This is a genomic window from Actinomycetospora sp. NBRC 106378, assembly GCF_030269685.1.
Classification (GTDB): domain Bacteria; phylum Actinomycetota; class Actinomycetes; order Mycobacteriales; family Pseudonocardiaceae; genus Actinomycetospora.
This window is the reverse complement of sequence record NZ_BSTT01000004.1, coordinates 369818-394773: the sequence shown is the minus strand read 5'-3', so window position 1 is coordinate 394773 and position 24956 is coordinate 369818. Positions and strand designations below refer to the sequence as shown.

Below are 24956 nucleotides of genomic sequence, written 5' to 3'. Positions count from 1 at the left end.
GGGGCCGGGGAGACCCTGCCCGATACGTCCCCGAATCACGGCGCCGGGGCCGGGGTAGCCGTCGGTATGAAGACGACCAGGCTCGGCAAGACGGAGCTCGAGGTGTCCCGGATCGCGTTCGGGACGTGGCAGGTGTCCGGGGAGTGGGGCTCCTACGACGCGGACCAGGCGCAGCGCGCGATCCGCCACGCCCTCGATCTCGGCGTGAACTTCTTCGACACCGCGCAGGCCTACGGGTTCGGCGAGGCCGAGGAGGTGCTCGCCAACGCCCTGCGCAGCGAGCTCGACTCGAACCGCGACTCCGTGGTCATCGCCACCAAGGGCGGGATCAACCCGGGCGGCGACAAGGCCCGCGACTCCAGCCGCGAGTACCTGCGCTCCGGGGTCGAGTCCAGCCTGAAGGCGATGAAGATCGACCACATCGACCTCTACCAGATCCACTGGCCCGACACGGAGACGCCGTTCGAGGACACCGCCGGCTACCTGCAGGAGCTGGTGGACGAGGGCAAGATCCGCCACGTCGGGGTGTCGAACTTCGACGAGCAGCAGATGGCCGCGTTCGACCGGCGCCGCCCCGTCGAGACCCTGCAGCCGCCGTACCACCTGTTCCGCCGCGGCATCGAGGAGAAGATCCTCCCGTACGTCCGCGAGAACGACATCGGCACGCTCGTCTACTCGCCGCTCGGCTCCGGGCTGCTGACCGGGACGATGGACTCGTCGACGACGTTCGAGGACTCCGACTGGCGCTCCCAGGCCTCGGCGTTCCAGGGCGAGAAGTTCGAGAAGAACCTCGCCGTGATCGAGCGACTGAAGTCGTTCGCCGCCGACAAGGGCGTCGAGGTCTCGCAGCTCGCGATCGCGTGGGTGCTCGCGCAGGAGGGGATCGACGTCGCGATCGTCGGCGCCCGCTCCGACCGCAACATCGAGCGCTCGCTCGCCGCGGTCGACGTCGAGCTGTCGAACGAGGACGTGGCCGAGATCGAGAAGATCACCGCCGACGGCGTGCAGGTCTCCGGTGCCTCCCCGGAGGGCGTGGCCTGACCCACCCCCTGCGTGAGGGGAACCCTCGGGCCATAAGAGCGCTCCAGGGTTCCCCTCACGCGTCAGGTGGCGTGGCCGGGCAGCGCGAACTGGATGCGGCGGATCTCCGTCGAGATCGGCGCGAACAGCTCCCGGCGGATGCGGTTGTGCTCCTCGTCGGCGTCGTAGACGCGGTAGGCCTCGTCGTCCGGGAAGTCGACGGTGAGGCAGTAGGAGGCGTTGCCCGGACGCAGCCCGCGGTCCTGCCCGGCGAGCAGGTCGAACTCCAGACCCTCGACGCGGAGGTCGCGCAGCGCCTGCAGCGCCTCCTCGACCTGTTCGGCGCTCACGCCGTCGGACACCACACCGACCACCACGTTGCGGATCATGGTCGTCATCCTGCGACGACGGACCGTGGCGCGCAGCGTTCCAGCACCGTCCCGAGTCCGCCGCGGGTGGCGACGACGAGCAGCCGGTCGCCGACCTTGAGCCCCCGGTGCGGCCGTGGCGGCATCTCCAGCACGGCGTCGGGCCCGGCGCCGCGGAACACGCCGACCACGCGGACCTGCCCGGCCTCCACGAGCACCGCGACCGGCAGGCCCGTCATCAGGGACGCCCGCCCCACCGTCACCTCGGCCATGAGCAGGATGCGGCGCCCGACCGGGATGGTGGCGAGCACCTGGCCGTCCCGCAGGGCCGCCGCGAACACCGGCGCCGCGACGTAGGAGACGCTGCGTGAGATCGCGTCCATGCTGCGCTCCACGCGGGCGGCGAGGTCGTCGTCGCGCAGCCGCAGCACCACCCGGACCGCCCGCTGGACCGACCGGGCCACCAGCGCGGCCTGCAGGTTGGTGGCGTCGTCGCTGGTCACGGCCACCAGGGCGCGGGCCCCCTCGGCGCCGGCCTCCCGCAGCACCCGCTCCCGCGTGGCGTCGCCGAACACGACCGGCACCCCCGCCCGGGCGGCGGCGGCCGCCCCGGCGGTGTCGTCCTCGCGCTCCACCCCGACGACGGGGACCCCCCGCTCCCGCAGGGTCGTCACGATGCGCAGCCCGACGTTGCCCAGCCCCACGACCACCACGTGGTCGCGGCGCGGCATCCGCCGCGTCGTCCCGCCGGTGGTGCGCGCGCTGACGGCGCTCTCCACCACCACCGCCGTCACGAGCGGGATGATCGCGATGCCCACGACGGTGACGAAGGCCTGGATCACGCGGACCGCCACGCTCGCCTGCGTGTCCGGCTGCGCGGCACCCGCCGAGTCGAGCACGGCGAGGTAGATGGCGTCGCCGAGGGAGTAGCCCCCCGCCGTCGCGAAGGCGATGGTCCCGGCGACGAAGAGCAGGATCAGGGCCAGCGTGGCGCGCGCCAGCCGACGGGTGAGGGTGCCCCGGACCCGGGCCACGACGCGGTCGAGGAGGTTGCGGAGCCGCTCGGTGCGCGGGCGGCTGAGCTGGTCGGTGACCCGCGCCCGGGAGACGGCGAGGGCGAGCACGTAGTCGGCCGGGTCCTGGCCCTCGTCGGGCAGCAGCCGCGGTCCGCCCGCGGCGCCCGTCTGCGAGTTCGCGGCGAGCCCGCACAGGACCGTCTCGTCCCCCACCTCGCGGCGTCCCGCCACCACGAACGTGCGGTCCGCCAGGCGCACGTGCTGCCGGGTGTTCCGTCCGATCGCCTGCGCGACGAACGACGGCGCGGCGGTCTCGGAGACCGAGAGCACGGTCGCGGTCGGCAGGATCCCCTCGATCCGGGCGCCGAGGCGGGTGTTGAACAGGCGCACCACGAGCCGGACCGACGGGTCGATCTCCTGCACCCGCAGCGCCCGGTGGATGTTGGTGACGTCCTCGCGGTCGACCAGCGCGACCGCGGTGGCGCCGCGCACCCCGGCGGCGAGCAGGGTCCGGTCGTCGTCGGAGCGGCCGCCCTCGACCACGCGCACGCCCGGGGCGGCGGCGATGCGGTCGACGTAGCGGCCGGCCCGGTCGGCGACCACGACGACGATCTCGGTGCCGTCACCCCGTTGGCGTTGCAGCGCCTCCACGATCCGGAGGGTGAGCAGGTTCTCCCCGCAGATGACGAAGCGCTCCGTCCGGGTGCCCGAGCGCGTTCGCCCGGACGGTGCCGCCCCCACCGTCGTCACGAGCGGTGACCTTAACGGCGCGTGACCTCGTTCGTGGCCCCGACGGACTCGACGGCCTCGCCGGGCTCGACCGACGACGTGACGTACCGGTCACGCGGGACCGCCACCGCCGTGTCCGCGGCCCGTCCCCGCAGCCGCTCGGAGCCGATCACGAGCCAGCGCCGCGCCTCGGCGTCGCCCGCCCGCTCCAGGGCCGCACCGGAGGCGGCCACCCCGCGCCAGGCCGCGTCGCCGCCCTCGCCCCAGCGGCGGCTGCGCTTGGCGAGGTCGCACAGCCGCGCCGCCTCGTTCACCGGGTCGCCGATGACGGTGTACTCGTAGCGGCGGGCGTCGCCGACGTGCCCCGCGACGGCCTCCCCGGCGGACACGCCGATCCCGGCGTGGGCACCGCAGCGTTCGAGCCGGTCGGCGAGCTCGCGCGCGGCGGCCAGGGCCCGGGCGGCCGGGTCGTCCACGTGCTGGGGAGCCCCGAACACGGCGAGCGCGGCGTCGCCCTCGAACTTGTTGACCCAGCCGCCGTGGCGTTCCACGGCGTCGACCACCTCGGCGAAGAAGACGTTGAGCCGCGCGACGACCTCCGTCGGGGGCCGGTTGGCGGCCAGCGCGGTGGAGCCGACGAGGTCGACGAAGAGCACCGCGACCTCCCGCACCTCCCCGCCGAGCTCGACGTCGCCCGCCAGCGCGGCCTCGGCCACGTCCTCCCCGACCTGCCGCCCGAACAGTTCGCGCACCCGGTCCCGCTCGCGCAGGCCCGCGACCATCGTGTTGAAGCCCGACTGCAGCAGCCCGAGCTCGGTGGTGTCGGAGACCTGGACCCGGGTCTCGAGGTCACCCTGCTCGACGCGGCGCAGCGCGCGGCGCACCGCGGTCACCGACGCGACGATCGAGGTCGACGACAGCACGGTGACCAGGAAACCCACCGACAGCGAGACCAGCGCGAGCACGAGGACGACCAGCCCGAGCCGCTGCACGGTGAAGTAGTCGGCGTAGACCAGCGAGGTCCCGGCCGCGATCACGACGCCGAGCAGCGGCACCCCGGTGCCCATCACCCACGCGCCGAGCGAGCGCACCGCCACTCCCGGCAGGCCCTTCTCCGACGGCGGCTCGTGGACGAACACCCGCGCGACCTCACGGCGCATGACCAGTTCCGAGAAGCGGTAGGCGACCGTGACCGTCGCGATGCCGCCCAGCGCGATCATGCAGGCCACGGCCAGGGCGAGCGTCCGCGACCAGGTCGCGTCGACCACCGCGAACAGCGCCACGCCGATGGTCCAGGGCACGGCCTGCACGACGGCGAGCCGCACCGGCGCCCGCAGCACCACGCGCCGTGCCCGCTGCCGGTGGCAGGCGAGCTCCGCCTCGCTCGGCGTCGGGCCCGGCGGCTCGGGCACGCGCAGCCAGGCCCAGCCGAACGCGAACGCCCCCAGGCCGGCCAGCGGGGCGTACACCGCCAGGAGGACGAGGTTGGTGCGCAGGGCGGCCGTCTCGTCGGTCACCAGCGCCCGGAAGGGCAGCACCCAGGCGCCCAGTCCGACGAGGATGAGGGCGCCGACGACGTTGGACACGACGATCAGGGCGCCCACCAGCACCTTGGTCGATCGCGCGACCTGGTGCGGGACCTCCCGTGTCTCGTCCTGCATGTCACCGAACGTAGCGACGTTCGGGCGGCACGGGGACCATCTGTGGTCGGATCGACCCGACCGGGTCAGGCCTGCGCGGAGAACGTCCTCCCGTTCCCGACGTCAGGTGTGGTCGCCTCCGGTTCGCACGGCTCGGCCCCGAGGCGGTCCGTCGGCGCGGAATACTCGGTCTCCTCGTGGCGGCCGCGCAGCTGGGCCAGCCCCACCACCTGCCAGCGGGCGCGCTCGTCGTCGCCCGCGCGGGCGAGGGCCGCCCCCGACGCCGCGACGCAGCCGGGCACGGTCTTGGCCAGGTCGGTCAGCCGGGCGGCCTCGTTCACCGGGTCGCCGATCACGGTGTACTCGTAGCGGCGGGCGTCGCCGATGTTGCCCGCGACGGCCGGGCCCGCGGACACCCCGATGCCGGCCGACACGGTGTCGAGCGCGTCGAGCCGGACCGCGAGGTCCCGGGCGGCCGCGAGCGCGCAGCCCGCCGGATCGTCGAGGTCGCTCGGCGACCCGAACACGGCCAGCGCCGCGTCGCCCTCGAACTTGTTGATCCAGCCGCGGTGGGCCTCGACGACGTCGACGACCTCGGCGAAGAAGGTGTTGAGCAGCTCCACGACCTCGGTCGGCGGGCGGTCGACGGCCATCCGGGTGGAGCCGATCAGGTCGACGAACAGCACGGCGACCTCCCGCACCTCCCCGCCGAGCTCCAGCTCGCCCTCCATCGCGGCGCGCGCCACCTCCTCGCCGACGTGCCGGCCGAACAGGGCGCGGATGCGGTCGCGCTCGCGCAGACCGCCGGCCATCGTGTTGAACCCGGCCTGCAGCAGGCCGAGCTCGGTGGCGTCGGTGACCGGGACCGTGACGTCGAGGTCACCGCGCTCCACCCGGCCGAGGGCCCGGCGCACCGCGACCACCGGCCCGGCGATCGAGGCGGCGGTCAGGGCGTTGAGCCCGAAGCCGACGACCAGGGCGATCACCGAGAGCACGAGCACGGCGAGGCCGAGCGCGCGCACCGTGTACTGCTCGGGCACGAGCAGGCTCGTCGCCGCGACGAGCGCGACCCCGAGCACCGGGACGCCCGTACCGAGCACCCACCCGCCCACCGACCGGATGCCGACGCCGGACAGGCGGTAGCCGCTGGGCGGTTCGTGCGCGAGCACCCGCGCGACCTCGCGGCGCAGGGCGAGCTCGGAGAGCCGGAAGGCCACCGCGACCGTGGCGAGCCCCCCGAGCGCCACCACGCACCCCACGACGAGGGCCAGACGCAGCGACCACACCGCGTTCATCCCCGCGAACAGCACGACCGCGACCGCCCACGGCACCGCCTGGACGACGGCGAGCCGGGTCGGCACCCGCAGGACGACCCGTCGGGTCGCCCGGCGGTGCCGGACCCACCCGGACGGGGACGCCCCGCCGTCGGGAAGGCGCGGGACACGGCTCCAGACGATCCCCCAGACCACCCCGACCGTCACCGCGACGACGAGGTAGACGGCGAAGAGCACGACGTTCGCGGTGATCGCTCCCGCGACGTCGTCCACGAGCGACCGCGTCGGCAGCACCCACCCCGCCAGGGTGAGCACCACCGCCGCGCCCACGACGTTGGCGACCACGACGAAGACACCGAGGACGACCCTGGTGCGTCGTTGCAGGTCGCGGTGTGCCGGGCCGGGCCCGGCGGCGGTCACGACCCGCCGGCCGGGGACACCGAGGTCGGGTGACCGGGCGTCGACGACGGCGCCGGCGCGACCGAGGCGTTCTCCGCGCCGCCGGGCGAGACCTTGCCGTACTGGCGGGGGAGGCCGCGGTCGATGCGCCGCTCGTTGGCCTCCCGGATCTTCTTCGCCGGCAGCGACAGCCGCCAGATCGACCGGGTGGCCTGCCAGAACTGCCGCGGGAACGAGCCGGTGGTGTAGGGCAGCTCGTACTTCTCGCAGAGCGCCTTCACCCGCGTCTGGATCTCCGGGTAGCGGTTCGACGGCAGGTCCGGGTAGAGGTGGTGCTCGATCTGGTAGCCGAGCGAGCCCGACATGATGTGCATGAGGCGGCTGCCGGTGAAGTTGGCCGAGCCGAGCAGCTGGCGCAGGTACCACTCGCCCTGCGTCTCGTTCTCCAGCTCCTCCTCGGTGAACACCTCGGCGCCGTCCGGGAAGTGTCCGCAGAAGATGATCGCGTACGACCAGACGTTGCGGATGATGTTGGCGGCGAAGTTGGCCGACGCCGTCGACGCGAAGTTCGGGCCGGTCAGGGCCGGGAAGAGGACGTAGTCCTTGCCGACCTGGCGGGCCTGCTTGCGCAGGATGTCGAGGAACTTCTGCTTGAACTCCTCGGGGTTCTCGATCCGCTGCTTGACCAGGCCGTCGATGTCGAGGTCGTGCAGCGAGACGCCGTACTCGAAGAACGTCATGAGCAGCGCGTTCACCACGGGCTGCGTCAGGTAGTACGGGTGCCACGGCTGGTCGGAGCGGACACGGAGGATCTCGTAGCCGACGTCCTTGTCCTTGCCGATCACGTTGGTGTACGTGTGGTGCAGGTAGTTGTGGGAGTGCTTCCACTGGTCGGCGGGGCAGACGTTGTCCCACTCCCACGTCGACGAGTGGATCTCCGGATCGTTCATCCAGTCCCACTCGCCGTGCATGACGTTGTGGCCGATCTCCATGTTCTCGAGGATCTTCGCCACGCCGAGCGTGACCGCCCCCGCCCACCACAGCTCGCGGCGGTGGCTGCCGAACATCATCACGCGGGCGGCGACGTTGAGCCGCCGCTGCACGGTGATCAGGCGCCGGATGTACGCCGCGTCGTGGTCGCCGCGCGACTCCTCGATGTCGGCGCGGATCTGGTCGAACTCCCGACCCAACGCCTCGACGTCGGCCTCGGTGAGGTGGGCGAACTCCTTGACGTCCCGGATGGCCACGACGGTCCTCTCTCGATCTTCGGGGATCTGGTCAGGCAGCGTCAGGCATCGACGACGCAGTCGCCGGCCGCCGCGGTCACGCAGGTCTGGATCTTCACGGCGTCCCAGCTCTCGCCGCCGGAGCCGTCGGCCCGGTGCTCGGTGCCGTCGCGCAGGTCGCGCACCACGCCGGAGCGCAGCGGGACCACACAGGTGTGGCAGATGCCCATGCGGCACCCGAAGGGCAGCTGCAGCCCGGCCTGCTCGCCGGCCTCCAGCAGCGTCGTCGCCCCGTCGATCTCGATCTCCGCGTCGGAGTTCGAGAACGTGACGGTGCCGCCCTCGGCCTCGCCGCCCGCGAGGTTGGCCGAGAAGCGCTCGACGTGCAGGTGGTCCTCGATGCCGGCGTCGGCCCAGACCCGCTCGGCGTCGTCGAGCATCTCGTTCGGCCCGCACACCCACGCGGCCCGCTCGGCCCAGTCCGCGCAGACCTCGTGCAGCGCGTCGAGGTCGAGGTGGCCGTCGTCGCGGGTGTGCCGCCGGATCACGGTGAGGCTCTCGTGGCGCCCCTCGAGCTCGTCGAGCTCGTCGGAGAACAGGAAGTGCTCGGGGTCGGGCGCGGAGTGCACGACCACGACGTCGGGCATCGTCCGGCGTCGGTCCAGCGTCCGGAGGAACGCCATGATCGGCGTGATGCCCGACCCCGCCGTCAGGAACAGGATCTTCGCGGGCGGCGGGTCGGGGAGGACGAAGTCGCCCTGCGGCGGGGCCAGCCGGACGATCGTGCCCGGGGCGACGCCGCGCACCAGGTGCTGGGACAGGAAGCCCTCGGGCTGCGCCTTGACCGTGACCGAGAGGTGGCCCGCGTCGCGCTTGGGCGGCGAGGTGAGGGAGTAGGAGCGCCAGTGGAACCGCCCGTCGACCTGCACGGCGATCCCGACGTACTGGCCGGCCTGGTGGTCGAACGACCAGCCCCAGCCCGGCTTGATCACCAGCGTCGCGGCGTCCTCGGTCTCCTGCACGACCTTGACGACCTTGCCCCGCAGCTCCCGCGCGGACCACAGCGGGTTGAGCAGCGTCAGGTAGTCGTCCGGGAGCAGCGGCGTCGTGAACCGTGACGCAGCGGAGCGGAGCCGCTGGACCGGACGGGGGAGCTTGGCCGACGCCTCGTTCACGTTCGCCTCCGTATCGCCACTGAGAACACCCTCGTACGCATCTTCCCGGGTGAGAGGGGAGCGTGGCGCGTGGATGTCCGGTGTGAGCCAGATCAAAACATGCCGGGGTGTCATATGACATCCCGGGATGTCACATCGGCTCGCTGCCGCCGTCCTCGAGGACCTGCGAGGCCTCCCGGACCAGTTCGCCCACCGCGCGCGGCATCGTCTCGCGGAACGCGGACATCACGGTGCGGGCCGCGATCGGCTGCAGGTTCGCGACGGCGTGCCGCACGCCCTCGAGCTGCTCGGCCGGGAGCCCGGCCGCGACGAACTCCTGCCAGACCGTGCTGCGGAAGAGGTCGACGAAGCCGTCCGCGACCTCGTCGAGGTGGGCGAGCACCCGTTCCCGCGTGCGCAGCAGCGCCTCGACCGGGAGCCCGAGGGCGGCCGCCTCGACACCGGCCCGGACCATCTCCGGGCTGTGCACGCGGATGCGGCCCTCGGGGAGCTCCTCGACCATCCCGGCGTCGACCAGCGCGCCGAAGGAGGCCGGCTCCCCGCCGAGCCAGGAGGTGAACTCCTCGCGGGAGAGGTCCACCGGCGGCTCGGCCCGCCAGGGGGTGAGCATCTCGAGGTACTGCGAGAGCGCGCGCTCGGCGGACTGGCTGGGCGTGGCCTCGACGAGCCGCTCGATCGCGGCGAGCGAGAAGCCCTCGGCCTGCAGGTGGGTGATGAGGTCCAGCCGCGCCAGGTGGTCGGAGCCGTAGAAGCCCGTCCGTCCCTGCATGCGGGGCGGGGGCAGCAGACCGCGGGCGGCGTGCGCGCGGACGTTGCGCACCGTCATCCCGGCGTGGGCCGCCAGACGGTCGATCGTCCAGTCGGCCGAGGAGCCCACCACGATCTCCCACGCTACGGGCCCGGACCGGGGGGATCGGTTCGTGTTACGCCCGGTACCGCGTAGAGGTGCCCTGATCAGCGGTGTTCCGTCGTCGGAGCCCACCCGTCCGCCCGTCGCTGCGCCCGCCCCGGGTGTGCCACATTGCGGGCCATGCACCTGTGCGCGATCGCGCCCCCGTCCCTGCTGCTCCGTCTGGCCGAGTCCGGGTCGGAGGCCGCCCGCGAGGCGGCACGGGAGACGCAGCGGGTCTCCGAGCGGCTGCGGGGCCGCCGGATCGCGGTGGCACGGGCGCTGCGCGAGCAGGGCGCGGCCGTGCCACCGGACCGCCCCGGGGTCACCGCGAACACGGTGTTCGACGTCGAGGGCGGCGAGGAGTCGGCCCTGCCGGGCCGGCAGGTCCGGACGGACGGCGATCCGCCGTCGTCGGACACGGCGGTCAACGAGGCCTACGACAACGCCGCGACCACCGTCGCCTTCTACCGCGACGTCCTCGGCCGCGAGTCGATCGACGGCCGCGGGCTGGACCTCGTCTCGTCGGTGCACTTCGGGCAGCGCTACGACAACGCCTTCTGGACCGGCGAGCAGATGGTCTACGGCGACGGCGGGGGCGGCACCTTCGTGGCGGGCGCCCTCACCCGCTCCCTGGACGTCATCGCCCACGAGCTCACCCACGGGGTCACGCAGTACACCGCCAACCTCGTGTACGAGGCGCAGAGCGGGGCGCTGAACGAGTCGTTCTCCGACGTGTTCGGGATCCTCGTCAAGCAGCGGGCGGGCGGCATCGACGCGGCGACGTCGGACTGGTTGATCGGCGAGGGCGCGCTGGAGCCCTCGCTCGGCAAGGCCCTGCGCAGCATGCTGGCCCCGGGCACCGCGTACACCGGCGACGACCAGCCCGCCGACATGGACTCCTACCGGGACCTGCCGGTCGACGACGACCCGCGCAACGACTCGGGCGGCGTGCACATCAACTCCGGCATCCCCAACCGCGCCTTCGCGGAGGCCGCGCGCACGCTCGGCGGCAACGCCTGGGAGACGGTCGGGCCGGTCTGGTACACGGTGCTCACCGAGCGGCTGCGGGCGAACGCGCAGTTCGCGGACGCCGCGGCGGCCACCATCGCGGCCGCCGGGGAGCGCTACGGCGACGGCTCCCGCGAGCACGACGCGGTCCGCGGCGGCTGGGACGCGGTGAAGGTCGTCCCGACCCCGGACCCACGGTGAAGGTCACCGTGGTGCGGGCGGGCGGGATCGCCGGGATGGTCACGACCACGACCGTCGACGCCGCCGACCTGGACGACACCCGCACCGAGGCCCTGCGCGCGGTCGTCGAGGGCTGTTCCTTCCGCGAACGCCCGGGGCCGGTCGCCCCGGCGGTGCGCGACGGCTTCTCCTACGAGGTCACGGTGGACGCCGACGACGGCTCCTCGCACGGCGTCCGCTTCGTCCAGGGCACCGCCCCGGAGGGCATGGACGCGCTGCTGCGCTTCGTCGACGACGAGCCGGCGGGCCGGCGGGAGACCGGGCGGTGACCGACGGGCGACAGCCCCTGTCGAGCCGGCCGCGCGGGAGCGCCCGGCCCCGGTCGGCGGTCGGCGACGACGAGCTGCGCGTGGCCTGGACCCGCTGGCTCGGGGTGCTGCGCGTCCGCGGGTGGGACCCGGTCCCGGTCCTGCGCCCCGGCGCCGCGCCGAGCGCGATCGCGGCCGCGGAGCAGACGGTGGGCCGCGCGCTGCCCGACCCGGTGCGCGCGCTCTACGCCTCGACCGACGGCCAGGCGGACCCGGCGGAGGTCGGCGGCCCGGTCCTGTTCCCCGCCCGGCGGTTCTGCTCCCTCGACGCGGCGGTCGAGCTGTGGCGGGCCCGGGAGGGCGAGGACCGGTGGCCCCTGGCCGCGGGGGCCGCCGGCGGCCTGCTCCTCCTCGACGAGCAGGGCCGGGTGGTGGGGTCGGGCTCCGGGGTGCTCGCGGACGGGATCGTCGACTACCTCGGCCTGCTCTCGGTCGCGGAGCTCGAGGGGCCCGGGTCCGACCGGGACGGTGCCGTGGTCTGGGACGCGCCCGGGCTGCGGTGAGGTGGCGCCGGCCCCGAGGTCGGCCGTGGCCCACCGCTGACACCTGACGTCAGCAGCGGGCCACGCTCGACGCGGGCCTGCCGGGACCGGGAGGCCGGCTCCTCCGCGCCGCCTCGTCGCGGGGACCCGACCCTCCCCCGGCGCCCTGTCGTTCTGATTCACCACGACAGGACGGCGGAGGGACGGGAACTGCCCGCGACGAGGCGTCGAGGAGCGGCCGGGATCAGTGCTTGGTCGTGACCCCGTGGTGCGCGGCCGGCGTGCCGAGGGCGGCGTGCTTCGCCCCGGCCTTCGTCGCGTGCGCCTTCGTGGCCGTCACCCCGTGCGCCTTCGTGGCCTTCACCCCGTGCGCCTTCGTGCCGTGCGCCTTCGTGCCGTGCGCCCCCGGCGTGGTCGGCGTGGCGGGCGCGGTGGTCGTGCCACCGTGCGGCGCGGGCGCCACCGGCGCGGCGTTCGCGACGCCGACGGCGCCCACGGAGGCGGCGGCCACGAGGCCGGCCGCGACGGTGATCCTGCGGAACGTGCTCGCCATGACGAGCTCCTCTCCCCGACGCCGGACGGCCAGCCCGTCCGGACGACCGCGGAAAGTAGCCCCGTAATCACTCTCCGAAATCGCCTACCCGAAGCCTCGGGCGGGCCTCGGCTGCCGGTCAAGCGCCGGTCAGCCGCACCTCAGCGCGAGGTTCACCAGAGATCGCCGTCGAGGCCCCCGCCGAAGCCGTCGAAGGCCCCGTCGAAGCCCCCGCCGAGCCCGGGATCACCCCACCCGCCGTCGGGAACGCCCCCGAACCCGCCCCCGAAGCCGCCGCCGAACCCCGAGAACAGCGCGTCGGCCAGCAGCACACCCCCGACCGCGCCGGCCCCGCCGAGCAGCATCGGCTTCCACCACGGCTCGGAGTACCAGCCCGCCGCGACCGGGCGGCCGGCGACACTGCCGCCCGGGTAGTAGTGGGCGTTGCGCGCGGACGGGTCCGGCGAGCCGGTGACAGCACGACCGCCGACGTCGACGGTGCGCTCGCCCGTGAGTTCCCCGGCCCGGGCGCGGTCGGTGCTCGAGGGCAAGTCGGGGCCCGGGTCCATCCCCATGGCGGTGCGGGCGGCGCGGACGAAGTGCAGCCCCTCGAGTGCGGTGTCGGTGACGAGCCGCCACTGCCCGGGAGTCGTGGCCGAACCGAGCTGGGAGCCGGCGGCGGTGTAGCGCTCGGCGGCGTCGGCGAGGGCCTGGCGCGACGGCTCGTCGGTGCCGGTCAGCGCGAGGACCTGCCCGCCGAGCCGGTCGTACCAGCGGCGGGCCTCGGCCTCGAGGTCCGCGGTGTCGGCGGCGGCGACCGAGCGCCCGGGGCGACGGCCGACGGCGAGCGCGATCAGTCCCCCGACGACGAGGACGAAGAGCAGGAAGGCGAGCACGTCGCCGACGATCCGCCCGTCGCCTGTGGGTCGGCTGAGCCCTTCCTGAGCATCGGCACGTGCGGGATGCCGTCCTCGTCGTAGCCCGGGCCCGACACGGCGAAGCCGAAGCGTGCGTAGAACCCCTGCGAGCGGACCTGCGCCCCGAGCACCACCGGTCCGGACAGCGTCTCCAACGCGGCCGCGAACAGCTCGGCGCCGGCGCCGGTCCCGCGGACCGCGGGCGCCGAGACGACGCGGCCGATGCGGGTCGTCCCGTCCGGCTCGGACAGGACGCGCAGGCAGGCGGTGAGCGCCCCGTCGGCCGAGCGCGACCACCAGTGCTCGGCCTCGGGGTCGCGGCCGTCGATCTCGGGATAGGCGCACTCCTGCTCGACCACGAACACCGCGACGCGCAGGGCGAGCACGTCGTGGAGGTCGCGCGGGGTCATGTCGTCGAGGCGGGCGTGGTGGATCACCACACCGAGGGTGGCACCGAGGGTCGTCCACGGTGTAGGAAAAGCGCGTGGGCACCGAGGATCTGGAGCGGTTCTGGCCGAGCCGCCGCCTCGACGCCTTCGACGAGTTCTGTCGCCCGGGCACCTGACGTCGCCTCCGACGTCGCCGATCCCGCTCCGCGACCACTCCCTCGAAGGGCCTCATCCGTCATGTCCACCGTCAGCGTGACCACCCCCGCGACCGTCACCCTCGACCCCGTGCACCACGGCCTGGTCGACCCCTCCGGCGGCAGCCGCGACCTCGACGCGATGCTCGACGAGGCCCGCGAGGCCGAGCGCGCCGGTGCCGCCGCGGTCCTCGTGCCCGCCGCGGGCGCGGGCGCCCCGGCGCCGCGTCACTGGCCGGCCACCGCGCAGGCCCTCGCCGTGCTGCTCGCCACCACCCGGGTGCGCGTGATCGTGCCGATCCGCGCCCGCGCCTGGGACGTCGAGGCGGTCGCCCGCTTCGCCGCGAGCGCGACGGGGCTCGCCGGCGACCGCCTGGTCGTGCGGGTGCTCGGGGCCGGCGCGCCCGCGTTCGCCACCCGCCTGCAGTCGCGGTGGTCCGGCGCCGTCGAGGTCGGCGACCCCGAGAGCGCAGCCGCCTGATCCCCCGGTGGGGCCACGAGGCCCACACCACACCCCGACACTTGAAACTTGAAGCGTAAGTGCTAGGCTCTGGCCTATCAGTTGATGCTTCAAGTGTCTGGAGAACACGATGACCGAGACCACCACCCCGCAGCTCACCCTCGGCGGCTCCTACCAGATCGACCCGGCCCACAGCCGGATCGGCTTCACCGCCCGCCACGCCATGGTCACGAAGGTGCGGGGTCAGTTCGGGGAGTTCCGCGGCACCGCCGTCATCGACGAGGCCGACCCGGCCGCGTCCACCACCGAGATCGTCATCGCCGCCGCCAGCTTCGACTCCAGCCAGGAGCAGCGCGACGGCCACGTCAAGAGCGGGGACTTCCTCAACGTCGAGGTCTACCCGGAGATCACGTTCCGCTCGACCGCCGTCGAGAAGGCCGGTGACGACGTCTGGCGCATCACCGGGGACCTGACGATCCGCGACGTCACGAACTCGATCACCATCGACTTCGAGCAGAACGGGGTCGCGAAGGACCCGTTCGGCAACGAGCGGGCCGGCTTCGAGGGCTCGACCACGATCAACCGCAAGGACTACGGGATCACCTTCAACGCCGCCCTGGAGACCGGTGGCGTGCTCGTGAGCGACAAGGTCGGCCTCGAGTTCGACATCTCGGCCATCAAGCAGGCCTGATAGACACGCGTCCATGAGCGCGGCGCAGCAGCCCGGTCGGACGGCCCTGGTCCTCGGCGGCGGTGGAGTCACCGGCATCGCCTGGGAGATCGGGGTCCTGGCCGGGCTGCGGGCCGTCGGGGGCCCGCTCGCCGCGGCGCTCGACGCGCCCGCGCTCGTCGTCGGGACCTCCGCCGGCTCGGTGGTCGGCACGCTCGTGGCCGCGGCCGCCGACAGCGGCCCCGGCTGGGACCTCGCCGACGCCCTCGCCGCCCAGCACGCCCCCTCGACCACCGAGCTGCCGCGCGACGTCGACCTCGACGCGCTGTTCGAGCAGCTGACCGCGACCACGACGACGGACCCGCTGGAAGCCCGCCGCGCCGTGGGCGAGCTGGCCCTCGGCGTCGACCGTTCGGTCTCGGACGAGCGCCGCGCCACCGTGGCCGCCCGCCTGCCGGTGCACGACTGGCCCTCCACCCCGCTGCGGGTCACCGCCGTCGACGCCCGCTCCGGCGAGCTCGTCGTCCTCGACGCCGCGGCGGGCGTCGCCCTGGACGACGCCGTCGCCGCCAGCTGTGCGGTGCCCGGCGTGTGGCCGGTGGTCCCGATCGGCGACCGGCTGTTCATGGACGGCGGGATCGCGTCGCTCTGCCACGCCACCCTCGCGGCCGGGCACGACCGCGTCGTGGTCCTCGTCCCGTTCCCCGCGACCGGCGGCGCCGGGGCGCGCCCGCTCGACGACGAGCTCGCGGAGCTCCGCGCGGGCGGCGCGGAGGTCGTCGTCGTCGGGCCCGACGAGGACTACCTGGCTGGTCCCGGCCGGGCCGCGCTCGATCCCGCCGGACGGCCGGCGTCGGCCGATCTGGGGTACCGGCTCGGCCGGTCGATCGGAGAGGGACGGGCCTGATCCGCCCGGGGTGGCCCGGGCGGATCACACACGCCACACTGACCACCCACCGTCGGTGACCGAGAGGGGCAGGTCGTGGATTTCGACGTCTTCGTCGAGGTGCCTCGGGGCAGCCGCAACAAGTACGAGCTGGACCACGAGTCCGGCAAGATCCGGCTCGACCGGACGCTCTTCACCGCCACGCAGTACCCGGCGGACTACGGCTTCATCGAGAACACACTCGGACAGGACGGCGACCCGCTCGACGCCCTCGTCCTGGTCCAGGAGCCGACCTTCCCCGGCTGCCTCGTCCGCAGCCGTGCCATCGGCATGTTCCGCATGACCGACGAGGCCGGCGGCGACGACAAGGTGCTGTGCGTGCCGGTGGACGACCCGCGTCTGGAGCACCTGCGCGACATCCACCACCTCGACCAGTACCACCGCATGGAGATCCAGCACTTCTTCGAGGTCTACAAGGCGCTGGAGCCCGACAAGTCCGTCGAGGGCCACGAGTGGGTCGGCCGTGCCGCGGCCGAGAAGGAGGTCCAGGCCTCCGTGGACCGCGCGAAGCGGGAGGGCTTCACCACGTGACGACCGACGGGGGCCTGTTCGGGACCCCCCGCCAGGACGGCCCCCGCCCCAAGCTCGTCGTCATCGGGATCGTCTGGGCGGGCTTCGGCGTCGTCGCGCTCATCACCGCCGTGCTCATGCGCTCGGTGGGGATCGCGGTGTTCGGTCTGCTCTGCGTCCTCGCGGGCGGCGGGCTCTACGCGGGCCAGCGCGCCCGGGAGCGGCTCGAGGAGGACGAGCGCAGCTGGCGCTCCGACCCCGGCGACCTCGACGACGACCCGTCCGACCTCGAGCCCGACGACGAGCCGGTCGACGACGACGGCGCCCCGCCCGACCCGGACCGCGAACAGGCGACCCGCGTCATGTCGACGGGCGGGCACGACGACATCGTCGACGCGGAGTACACCGAGTACGTCGACTACGAGCCCTCCCCCTCCGAGCAGGACGACGGCACCGGGTACGACGACGAGGAGACGGCCTACCAGCGCCGCCGCCAGGACGAGTGGGAGCGGGAGTCCCGCGCCCGGGAGGACGACACCCAGGTGATCGAGGCCGACGACCACGACGACGAGCGCCCCGCTGCCGGCGACCGTCCCGAGGACCGCAGCGGTGGCCACAGCGACGACCACGGCGGCGACCACGGCGGCGGCGACGGCGGCGGCGACCGTGACGACCGTGACGACCGCGCGCAGCGGGACGCCCCGCGGTGACGGTCACGACCGGCGCCGACGCCCCCGTCGTCCGGACCCCGTCCGGGGCGGTCCGCGGCCGCGTCCATCCCGACGGCGGTGTCGTCGAGTTCCTCGGGCTGCGCTTCGCCCGCGCGGAGCGCTTCGGTGACCCCGAGCCGGAGGCGGCCTGGACCGACACCCGCGACGCCCGCACGCCCGGGCCGCAGTGCCCGCAGCTCGCGTCGCGGATGGACGCGATCGCCGGCCCGTCGAACGCCGACGAGCTCGGTCAGGACGAGGACTGCCTGCGCCTCACCGTGCGCGCCCCCGACGATCTCGGGCCCGACGAGCGCCTGCCGGTCCTCGTGTGGATCCACGGCGGCGCCTACGTCATCGGCGGCGTGGACCTCGCCTGGTACGACACCGCCCGCCTCGTGCGCGAGGGACGCGTCGTCACGGTGAGCGTCGGCTACCGACTCGGCATCCTCGGGTGGCTGCGCCTGCCCGGGGTGTCGGACGGCAACCTCGGCCTCGCCGACCTCGCGGCCGCGCTGCGCTGGATCCACGAGCACATCGGGGCGTTCGGCGGCGACCCGGACGCGGTCACGCTGGTCGGCGAGTCGGCCGGCGCCCACGCCATCGCCTGCCTGATGAGCGCCCCGTCGCTGCGGCCGCTGTTCTCCCGGGTGGTCCTGCAGTCCGGGCAGCTCGGGCTGGGCCTCGGCACGGAGCGCACGGCGGCCCGGGTCGCCGGGTACGTCCGCGACGCCCTCGACGGGGCCGACCCGCGCACCGTGCCGATCGCGGACCTCCTCGAGGCCCAGCGCCGGGCGATGGTCCGGCACGCCGGACCCGGCGGGATCAACTCCGCCCCGGCGTTCACCCCCGTCGCGGGCGTCGCCCCGCTGGTCGGGGTGGCCGCCGCCGACCCGTGGGTGGCCGCCGCCCACTCCGGCCACCCGATGATCATCGGGACCACGGCCGACGAGGCGAACACGTTCATCCACATCGCGCCGGGGCTGCGACGCCTCGGACGACGGTTCCCGACGCTCGTCGGCCTCGGGTCCCGCCTGGCCACGCACCGCGTCTTCACCGCGCCCGCCCGGGCACTCGCGGTCCGGGCGGCCGCGGTCGGCACCACCGTCAGCACCTACCGCTTCACCTGGTCGGCGCCGGACTCCGGACTCGGGGCCTGCCACGCGATCGAGCTGCCGTTCCTCTTCGGCGGCCGCGCGGCGTGGCAGGAGGCCCCGATGCTGGCCGGGGCCTCCTGGGACGACGACGTCGAGCCGCTGGGCCGGGCGATGCGGGCCCGGTGGTGCGCCTTCGTTCACGAGGCGGCGAGCGCCTCCCGGTAGCGGGCGACGTTGGCCAGCTTCACGTCCTCGTAGCCGCGGACCAGGTCGGGCAGGGCCGCGATCGTGACGGCCCGGTCCACCTCGCCGGCCGCCGCCATCTCCGCCAGGCGCGGCACGAGCGCGCGGTACTCGGCCACGAGCTCGCGCTCCACCCGGCGGACCTCGGCGCGCCCGAACGGGTCGAGCGGGGTCCCCCGCAGCCGGCGCATCGCCCGCAGCGAGGCGTACGCGGGCCGGAACCACGGGCCGAGCGTGAGCTTGTGCCGCAGCCCCATCGCCCGCAGCGACGGCGGGTGCAGCTTCCACGAGATCAGGGCGTCGGCGCCGAACTCCGCCCGGACCGACGCGCTGAACGCCGGGTCCAGCGAGAGCCGGGCGACCTCGTACTCGTCCTTGTAGGCCATCAGCTTGTGCAGCCCGACGGCCACCGCCTCGGCGAGCGCGGCCGGCCCGTGCACGAGACCGGCGACGACCTCGGCGTACGACCGCGCGTACGCCGCGTCCTGGTAGGCCACGAGCTCCGGCACCCGGATCCCGACGAGCCGCGCGAGGTCCGAACCGTCCGGTGCACCCACGGAGGCGACGATCTCGGCCGCCGCACGAGCACCCGCCGTCGTCAAGCCGGGCACACCGTCCGGCACCGGACGGGTCACCGCGTCGACCACCGCCCCGAACGCGTCCGGGTCCGCCACCGACTGCCGGCCCCGCCGGAACGCCTGGACGTTCTTCTCCACGGCAGCCCCGTTGAGTTCGAACGCCGCCTCCACCGCGGCCGCCGGGAGCGGCAGCGCCCCGAGCTGGTACGCGGCGCCGAGCAGCAGCGACAGCGCGAACTGGTCGTCGCCGAACAGCGACTCGGCCAGCGCCCGCGCGTCGAGCACCGCGCCGACGTCGGTCCGCACGGCGCTCCGGATCCGGCCGAGCACCGCGTCCACCGGCGGATAGGTCACCGTCGGGTCGACCACCTGGTCGCCGGTCGGGATCTTCGCGCTGGAGACGACCCCGACCGTGCGCGACGGCGAGGCGGCCTTCAGGTACGCCGGGTCGGCCGCGACGAGCAGGTCGGCCCCGAGGTAGAGGTCGCACTCGCCCTCGGCCGCGCGCCCGGCCAGCTCGCCGTCGCCGAGCTTGACGTCGGAGACGACGGCGCCGCCCTTCTGCGCGAGGCCCGTCTGGTCGAGGCCGCGCGTGGGTCGCCCGGCGATCCGTGCGGCGGCCGCGAGCACCTGCGCGATCGTGGTGACGCCGGTGCCGCCGATGCCCGCCAGCCGGACCACGGCGTCGTCGGGAACGGTCCGCCGCGGCTCGGGCAACGCCTCTGCGTCCAGCGGCGTCACGGCCGCGGTCGGCCGGTCGCCACCGGGCTCGACGACGGTGAAGGCCGGGCAGTCGCCGTCCAGGCAGGAGTAGTCCTTGTTGCACGACGCCTGGTGGATGCGGGTCTTGCGCCCGAACTCGGTGTCGACCGGGGTGACCGACAGGCAGTTCGAGGTCTGCCCGCAGTCGCCGCAGCCCTCGCACACGCGCTCGTTGATGACGACGCGCGTGGTCGGGTCGGTCGACGTCCCCCGCTTGCGCTTGCGCCGCTTCTGCGCCGCGCACTCCTGGTCGTGGATCAGCACGGTGACCCCGGGCGTGCCGGCCAGCAGCTCCTGGGCCTCGTCGATGCGGGAGCGGTCCCAGACCTGCACGCCCTTCGCGAGCTTCACCCGGCGGTAGCGGGCCACGTCCTCCGTCGTCACGACGACCCGCGCGACGCCCTCGTCGAGCAGCACCCGGACCAGCTGCGGCATCGACAGCTCGCCGACCGCGTCCTGCCCGCCGGTCATCGCCGCCGCCCCGTTGCGCAGCAGCCGGAAGGTCACGTGGGCGCCCGCCGCGACGGCCGCGCGGACCATGAGGCTGCCGGAGTGGTGGAACGTGCCGTCGCCCATGTTCTGCACCCAGTGCGAGGCCTTCGCCGGGTCGGCGAACGGCTCCGTGCCGAGCCAGTGCGCGCCCTCGCCGCCCATCTGCGTGATGCCGGTGACGGCGCCGACCTGCGCCTCCGGCATCAGCATCACCATCGTGTGGCAGCCGATGCCGGCACCGACCAGCGAGCCCTCCGGCGCCGAGGTCGTCGAGGAGTTGTGCGGGCAGCCGGAGCAGAAGTACGGGTTGCGGGTCGCGCCCGCGAGCGGGAGGTCGATGCGGGTCCGTTCCCGACGGCGGGTCTCGGCCCACGCCTCGACGCCCGGGATGCCGGCGAGTCGCGTCGCCAGGCCCTTCGCCACCGCGTCCGGGTCCAGGTCCCCGTGCTCGGCGAACAGGGCGCGTCCGTCCGGCCCGCGCTTGCCGTGCACCGCGGGCGCCCCGGTCCGCCCGTAGAGCCGGTCCTTGATCTGGGTCTCGAGGAACGCCCGCTTCTCCTCGACCACGACGACCTCGTCGAGCCCGTCGGCGAAGCGGTCGACGATGCCGCCCTCGAGCGGCCAGGGCATGCCCACGCGCAGCAGGCGGACCCCGCGGCGGGCGAGCTCGCCGTCGTCGAGCCCGAGGGTCGACAGGGCCTGGCGCAGGTCGAGCCAGCTCTTGCCGGCCGCGACGATCCCGATCCGCGCCGGGCCGGAGCCGACGATCGTGTCCAGCCCGTTGGCCGCGGCGTAGCGGCGCGCGATCACGAGCCGGCGCGCGTGCAGGTCGCGCTCGAGCGGGGCGAGACGCGCGCCGAGGAGCTTCGCGTGCGGCTCGTGGCGGAACTCCCGGCCGTCGAACGTCAGGTCGGGGACCACCGGGCGGATCCGGTCCGGCGCGACCACGGCGGTCCCGGAGCCGTCCGCGACCGCCGTGACCATCTTGAACCCGACCCACAGCCCGGAGACGCGGGACAGCTCCACCGCGTGCCGGCCGAGGTCGAGGACGTCCTGCACGTCGGCGGGGTAGAGCACGGGCAGGGCCATGTCGGCGAACGCGGCCTCGGAGGCGCACGGGACGCTCGAGGACTTCGCCGCCGGGTCGTCGCCGACGATCGCCAGGGCGCCGCCGTGGCGGGAGGTGCCGGACAGGTTGGCGTGGCGCAGCGCGTCGGTGGCACGGTCGAGTCCGGGGGCCTTGCCGTACCAGTAGCCGGTGATGCCGTCGGCCACGTCCGCACGCAGCGCACCGGTCGACGGGGCGAGCTGACCGCCCTGGACGGCGGTCAGCGCAATCTCCTCGTTCAGCCCGGGAGCGAACACCACGCCGAGGGCCTCGAGGAGGTCGCGCTGCCGGGCGAGCTCGAGGTCGTAGCCCGCGAGCGGCGAGCCCTCGTAGCCCGACACGTAGCCGCCGGTGCGCAGCCCGGCCGCGACGTCGGCGCGGCGCTGGTCCATCGGCAGCCGCACCAGGGCCTGGACGCCGGTCAGCGCCACCGTCCCCTCGGTCCCGGTGTAGCGGTCGCGCAGGGAGAACCGCCGGGGGTCGGCCGGCGACGGCGGGCGGGGCACGGGGCGGGCGGGAAGGTCGAGGGTCACGGTGGCGACCTCCGGTCGGGACCGGGGGAACCCGTCGCCGGGTTCACCGACGGCGAGCGCCCGAGTGTTGGTGCTCGGATGGCCGATGAAGTTAGCCACCTACTCGCCAGTGGTCCATGCTTTCCCTCTGGAGCTGGGCCATTGGTACCGTCGGGGAGATCGAACACCGCCCGGGGCGGGCCGATGGACCAGCGGGGAGACGCCGATGAACCTGGACGACCTCGACCGGGCCCTGCTCCTCGCGCTGCTCGAGCGGCCCCGGGTGGGCCTGCGGGAGCACGCCCGCTCCCTCGGCGTCGCTCGCGGCACGGTGCAGGCGCGCTTCGAACGCCTGCAGGAGGCGGGCGTCATCACCGGTTTCGCGCCGCGGGTGGCGCCGGCGGCCCTGGGCTACGGCGTGCTCGCGTTCGTCACCCTGCACATCGCGCAGGGACGGCTGAACGCGGTCGCCGAGCACCTGGCGTCGATCCCGGAGGTGGTGGAGGCGCACTCGATCACCGGGGACGGCGACCTGTGGTGCCGGGTGGTCGCGCGCGACAACGCCCACCTCGAACAGGTCATCCAGGAGGTGCTGGCCGTCCCCGGGGTGGAGCGCACGCAGTCGGAGATCTCGCTGACCGAGCGGGTGCCCGCCCGGGTGCTGCCGCTGGTCCGCTCGCTGCCGCGCGCCGGGCGCCGGTGAGCGACCCGTCCGTGTCATCGGCGTCACGTGTGCGGTTGCGGGGTATCGCAGCTCCAGGTGCACCCGAGGAGGACTCCCATGAGCAGCCCCGAACTCCGTCCCGCCGCCCTCGACGAGACCGCGCTGGCCGACGTCCGGCGTCTCGAGCAGAGCCTCGGGACGCCCGTCGTGGCCTACGAGCCGGAGAGCCCGTACGCCGAGCTGTCCGAGGCCCAGCTCGCGGAGATCCGACGCGTCGAGACCGCGCTCGGCGTCCGGCTGCTCGCCTACCGGACCTGAGGCCCGTCCCGCGTCAGGCGGGGACGCCGGTCGCCGGCTCGTCGACCACCGCGACCGCCGCGGGCGCCGCGGGCGCCGCGGTGGTCGGCACCATGACCGTCACCGGAGCGACCACGCCCACCGGCAGCGCGATCCGCCGGGGACGAGGCTCCACGGCGTCCGCCGCCGCCCGCACGGTCGCCGCGGAGGCGCCGGCGAGGAGGGCGTCGACGAGGTCGTCGACATCCACCCCTCGGCGTTCGAGCAGGTCGGAGACCCGGCCCGAGCGGGCCACGGCCACGGCGAGCTCGGCCGCGGACACCGCCCGGTCCTCCCGCGCGGCCCGGTGCGCCACCCGGTGCAGCACGGTCCGGGCCACCGAGCTCAGCGCGGGGTGCACCGGGTCGCCACCCGCCTCGTCGTCGGGAGCGTCGAGGTCGTCGTCGAGCGTGGCCAGCAGCACCGCCGGTCCGACGCCGCGCATCCCGAACACCCGCCCCACGTCGCCGCCCGCGCGCACGGCCGCCAGTGCGAGGTGGACCGTGCCGACCCAGCGCCGGCCGAGCGCCATCGCTTCCCGGCGCGCGCCCTCCAGCAGGCGGGTGACCTCGTCCCCGCCGCCGATCCGCCCGGGGTCCTCCGCCTCGAGGCAGCCCCGCCCGAAGGCGTCGGAGCCGATCACCGCCGTGGGCCGCGGACGCGGTGCCGTCCGACGGCGGTCGGCGGCCGCGTAGTGCGCGGCGAGATCGTCGAAGATCGGCGTGACGGCCACGGCGACAGGCCCCTCCCCCGGGTCGTGCGATCACGGACGGTCCAGGTATAGCTGCGCCGGGAACGCGGATCCGGCATCTGGGCGTCGGCCCGGCACGGGACGGTGATCCATCGATCGAGTGACCTGACGGCGCCCCGTGACCGCCACGCCCGGACCGGGCGACGAAGGTCCGCGCGGCGCCCCGCTCGGTCGGCCCAGCGTCGTCGCCCAGGGACGCCGGACGTCACCCCCCGGGGTGCTGCGCCGCATCGGGAGGACACCATCGGGTGGACCTCGGCCGCATCGCGTGGGGAGCAGCCCCCTCGGCCGTCGCGCGTTCTCGTGTGTGACGCTGCTGTGAGTCGCGCAGGGGCGAGGGACGAGGAGGTGGGCGATGAACACGGCCGGCCGACCGGACGCGCCCGCGGCCGTCCCCACCCGCTCCGGACACACCCGCACGGTCGTCGCCGCGCTCGCCGGGGTCGCCCCGCCGGCCCGGGACCGGGACGCGGGCGCGGAGGCCGCCGCCATCGTGCGCTGGGCCGGAGGACGGTCCCGCGACGGAGCGCTCGCGGTCGACCTCGACACCCCGGAGGCGGCGTCGCGTCTGGTCTCCCTGCTGACGCGGCTCGGCGCCGAGGACGGCACCGTCCGGGGCGACCCGGCGCGCGGCCGGTGGCGGGTGGAGGTGGGTCCCGACACCGGCACGGGCGACCCGCTGGCCGTCCGGCTCGGCGTCGTCGACAACCGCGGCCGGTCCCTCACCACCCCGCCGGAGTGGCTGACCGGCGGGTCGCTGCCCGGCGCGGTCGCGACGTGGCGGGGCGCCCTGCTCGCGCGGGGCACCCTCGACGACGGCGGGCTCGCGCTCGACTGTCCGGCTCCCGGGGCCGCGCTGGCCCTCACCGAGCTGGGGCTGCGGCTCGGGGTCCGCGCCCGGCGGGTGGACGCCGGGTCCCGCCTCACGGTCGGCGAGCCCGCGGAGGTCGCCCTCCTGCTCACCACGTGCGGCGGCCGGGCCACGGCCGCCGTCGCGGGGTGGGCCGACGCCGCCGACCCCGACCGCCACGAGTCGGCCAACGACGCGCGCGCCACGGTCGCGGCCTCGAGGGCGGCCGCCGCCGTCGCCGAGGCGTTCACGACCCTCGAGCGGGCCGGCGCCGCCGTCCCCGCCGCGCTCGCCGAGGCCGGCCGGCTCCGGCTCGCCCACCCCGACCTCGGCCTGCCCGACCTCGCCGCGCGCGCCGAGCCGCCGCTGTCGAAGGACGCCCTGGCCGGCCGGCTGCGCCGCCTGCTCGCACTCGCCGCCCGGCACCGCTGAGCGACCCCGACCGGCTCGCGCCACGATGG

General features: G+C 74.8%; 25 protein-coding genes. 13 read left to right on the top strand and 12 right to left on the bottom strand.

The features are described from left to right. Window positions 1-66: 66 nt before the first annotated feature. Window positions 67-1041, top strand: a complete 975-nt coding sequence (locus tag QSK00_RS13370) for an aldo/keto reductase (protein ID WP_285591342.1) — start codon at window positions 67-69, stop codon at window positions 1039-1041. Between the two features lie 62 nt (window positions 1042-1103). Here QSK00_RS13370 and QSK00_RS13365 read toward each other — a convergent pair whose 3' ends face one another. From QSK00_RS13365 to QSK00_RS13335, 7 genes are all read right to left on the bottom strand, one after another. Continuing rightward, entirely contained in the window at window positions 1104-1409 is a 306-nt protein-coding gene (locus tag QSK00_RS13365; protein WP_285591339.1) for an antibiotic biosynthesis monooxygenase family protein, read from the bottom strand. Between the two features lie 5 nt (window positions 1410-1414). Next, the gene (locus tag QSK00_RS13360) at window positions 1415-3154 is read right to left on the bottom strand and encodes an NAD-binding protein (protein ID WP_285591337.1); all 1740 of its coding nucleotides are present in this window, start codon (window positions 3152-3154) and stop codon (window positions 1415-1417) included. 11 nt (window positions 3155-3165) lie between these two features. Further along, complete coding sequence (locus QSK00_RS13355; RefSeq protein WP_285591335.1) at window positions 3166-4794, bottom strand: adenylate/guanylate cyclase domain-containing protein; 1629 nt, start codon at window positions 4792-4794, stop codon at window positions 3166-3168. A gap of 65 nt (window positions 4795-4859) precedes the next feature. Continuing rightward, window positions 4860-6467 (bottom strand): adenylate/guanylate cyclase domain-containing protein, encoded by a 1608-nt coding sequence (locus QSK00_RS13350; protein ID WP_285591333.1) that lies wholly within the window; start codon window positions 6465-6467, stop codon window positions 4860-4862. Beyond that, window positions 6464-7693, bottom strand: a complete 1230-nt coding sequence (locus tag QSK00_RS13345) for a fatty acid desaturase family protein (RefSeq protein ID WP_285591331.1) — start codon at window positions 7691-7693, stop codon at window positions 6464-6466. Before QSK00_RS13345 ends, QSK00_RS13350 begins: the two co-directional genes overlap by 4 nt. A 41-nt stretch (window positions 7694-7734) precedes the next feature. Next, the gene (locus QSK00_RS13340; RefSeq protein WP_285591329.1) at window positions 7735-8847 is read right to left on the bottom strand and encodes a ferredoxin reductase; all 1113 of its coding nucleotides are present in this window, start codon (window positions 8845-8847) and stop codon (window positions 7735-7737) included. 130 nt (window positions 8848-8977) lie between these two features. After that, window positions 8978-9727 (bottom strand): MerR family transcriptional regulator, encoded by a 750-nt coding sequence (locus tag QSK00_RS13335; RefSeq protein ID WP_285591327.1) that lies wholly within the window; start codon window positions 9725-9727, stop codon window positions 8978-8980. Window positions 9728-9877: 150 nt separating this feature from the next. On the opposite strand from QSK00_RS13335, the gene QSK00_RS13330 reads away from it, so the two are divergent. From QSK00_RS13330 to QSK00_RS13320, 3 genes are read left to right on the top strand one after another with little or no spacing between them, the layout of a single operon-like run. Then, entirely contained in the window at window positions 9878-10948 is a 1071-nt protein-coding gene (locus QSK00_RS13330) for a M4 family metallopeptidase (RefSeq protein WP_285591325.1), read from the top strand. Next, window positions 10945-11256 carry a protealysin inhibitor emfourin gene (locus QSK00_RS13325; protein WP_285591323.1) on the top strand — a complete coding sequence of 104 codons (312 nt, stop codon included), beginning with the start codon at window positions 10945-10947 and terminating at the stop codon, window positions 11254-11256. Before QSK00_RS13330 ends, QSK00_RS13325 begins: the two co-directional genes overlap by 4 nt. After that, entirely contained in the window at window positions 11253-11798 is a 546-nt protein-coding gene (locus QSK00_RS13320; RefSeq protein ID WP_285591321.1) for an SMI1/KNR4 family protein, read from the top strand. The genes QSK00_RS13325 and QSK00_RS13320 overlap by 4 nt, the downstream gene beginning before the upstream one ends. Window positions 11799-12021: 223 nt before the next feature. Here the strand turns inward: QSK00_RS13320 and QSK00_RS13315 are convergent, their stop codons facing one another. The 3 genes from QSK00_RS13315 to QSK00_RS13305 form a co-directional block, all read right to left on the bottom strand. After that, complete coding sequence (locus QSK00_RS13315; RefSeq protein ID WP_285591319.1) at window positions 12022-12330, bottom strand: hypothetical protein; 309 nt, start codon at window positions 12328-12330, stop codon at window positions 12022-12024. Window positions 12331-12482: 152 nt separating this feature from the next. Further along, entirely contained in the window at window positions 12483-13205 is a 723-nt protein-coding gene (locus tag QSK00_RS13310; RefSeq protein ID WP_285591317.1) for a hypothetical protein, read from the bottom strand. Beyond that, a complete protein-coding gene (locus tag QSK00_RS13305) occupies window positions 13163-13663 on the bottom strand; it encodes a GNAT family N-acetyltransferase (protein WP_352231130.1) in 501 nt (166 codons plus the stop codon). The genes QSK00_RS13310 and QSK00_RS13305 overlap by 43 nt, the downstream gene beginning before the upstream one ends. A 204-nt stretch (window positions 13664-13867) precedes the next feature. On the opposite strand from QSK00_RS13305, the gene QSK00_RS13300 reads away from it, so the two are divergent. From QSK00_RS13300 to QSK00_RS13275, 6 genes are all read left to right on the top strand, one after another. Next, complete coding sequence (locus QSK00_RS13300; protein ID WP_285591315.1) at window positions 13868-14290, top strand: hypothetical protein; 423 nt, start codon at window positions 13868-13870, stop codon at window positions 14288-14290. 109 nt (window positions 14291-14399) lie between these two features. Then, entirely contained in the window at window positions 14400-14960 is a 561-nt protein-coding gene (locus tag QSK00_RS13295; RefSeq protein WP_285591313.1) for a YceI family protein, read from the top strand. Window positions 14961-14973: 13 nt separating this feature from the next. Further along, the gene (locus QSK00_RS13290; RefSeq protein ID WP_285591310.1) at window positions 14974-15846 is read left to right on the top strand and encodes a patatin-like phospholipase family protein; all 873 of its coding nucleotides are present in this window, start codon (window positions 14974-14976) and stop codon (window positions 15844-15846) included. A gap of 75 nt (window positions 15847-15921) precedes the next feature. Next, window positions 15922-16416 (top strand): inorganic diphosphatase, encoded by a 495-nt coding sequence (locus QSK00_RS13285; RefSeq protein WP_285591308.1) that lies wholly within the window; start codon window positions 15922-15924, stop codon window positions 16414-16416. Beyond that, the gene (locus QSK00_RS13280; RefSeq protein ID WP_285591306.1) at window positions 16413-17105 is read left to right on the top strand and encodes a hypothetical protein; all 693 of its coding nucleotides are present in this window, start codon (window positions 16413-16415) and stop codon (window positions 17103-17105) included. The genes QSK00_RS13285 and QSK00_RS13280 overlap by 4 nt, the downstream gene beginning before the upstream one ends. Next, window positions 17102-18424, top strand: a complete 1323-nt coding sequence (locus QSK00_RS13275) for a carboxylesterase family protein (RefSeq protein WP_285591304.1) — start codon at window positions 17102-17104, stop codon at window positions 18422-18424. The genes QSK00_RS13280 and QSK00_RS13275 overlap by 4 nt, the downstream gene beginning before the upstream one ends. On the opposite strand, the gene QSK00_RS13270 is transcribed toward QSK00_RS13275, so the two are convergent. Beyond that, the gene (locus tag QSK00_RS13270) at window positions 18397-21915 is read right to left on the bottom strand and encodes an indolepyruvate ferredoxin oxidoreductase family protein (RefSeq protein WP_285591302.1); all 3519 of its coding nucleotides are present in this window, start codon (window positions 21913-21915) and stop codon (window positions 18397-18399) included. The two genes, QSK00_RS13275 and QSK00_RS13270, sit on opposite strands and share 28 nt — an antisense overlap. A gap of 205 nt (window positions 21916-22120) precedes the next feature. Here QSK00_RS13270 and QSK00_RS13265 point away from each other — a divergent pair, with 205 nt between their 5' ends. Continuing rightward, on the top strand, window positions 22121-22597 hold the full coding sequence (locus QSK00_RS13265) for an Lrp/AsnC family transcriptional regulator (protein ID WP_285591300.1): 477 nt from the start codon (window positions 22121-22123) through the stop codon (window positions 22595-22597). 78 nt (window positions 22598-22675) lie between these two features. After that, complete coding sequence (locus tag QSK00_RS13260) at window positions 22676-22876, top strand: hypothetical protein (protein WP_285591298.1); 201 nt, start codon at window positions 22676-22678, stop codon at window positions 22874-22876. A gap of 13 nt (window positions 22877-22889) precedes the next feature. Here QSK00_RS13260 and QSK00_RS13255 read toward each other — a convergent pair whose 3' ends face one another. After that, window positions 22890-23627 (bottom strand): Clp protease N-terminal domain-containing protein, encoded by a 738-nt coding sequence (locus QSK00_RS13255; protein ID WP_285591295.1) that lies wholly within the window; start codon window positions 23625-23627, stop codon window positions 22890-22892. A 373-nt stretch (window positions 23628-24000) separates the two neighbouring features. Here QSK00_RS13255 and QSK00_RS13250 point away from each other — a divergent pair, with 373 nt between their 5' ends. Next, window positions 24001-24927 carry a helix-turn-helix domain-containing protein gene (locus QSK00_RS13250; protein WP_285591293.1) on the top strand — a complete coding sequence of 309 codons (927 nt, stop codon included), beginning with the start codon at window positions 24001-24003 and terminating at the stop codon, window positions 24925-24927. Window positions 24928-24956: the final 29 nt, after the last annotated feature.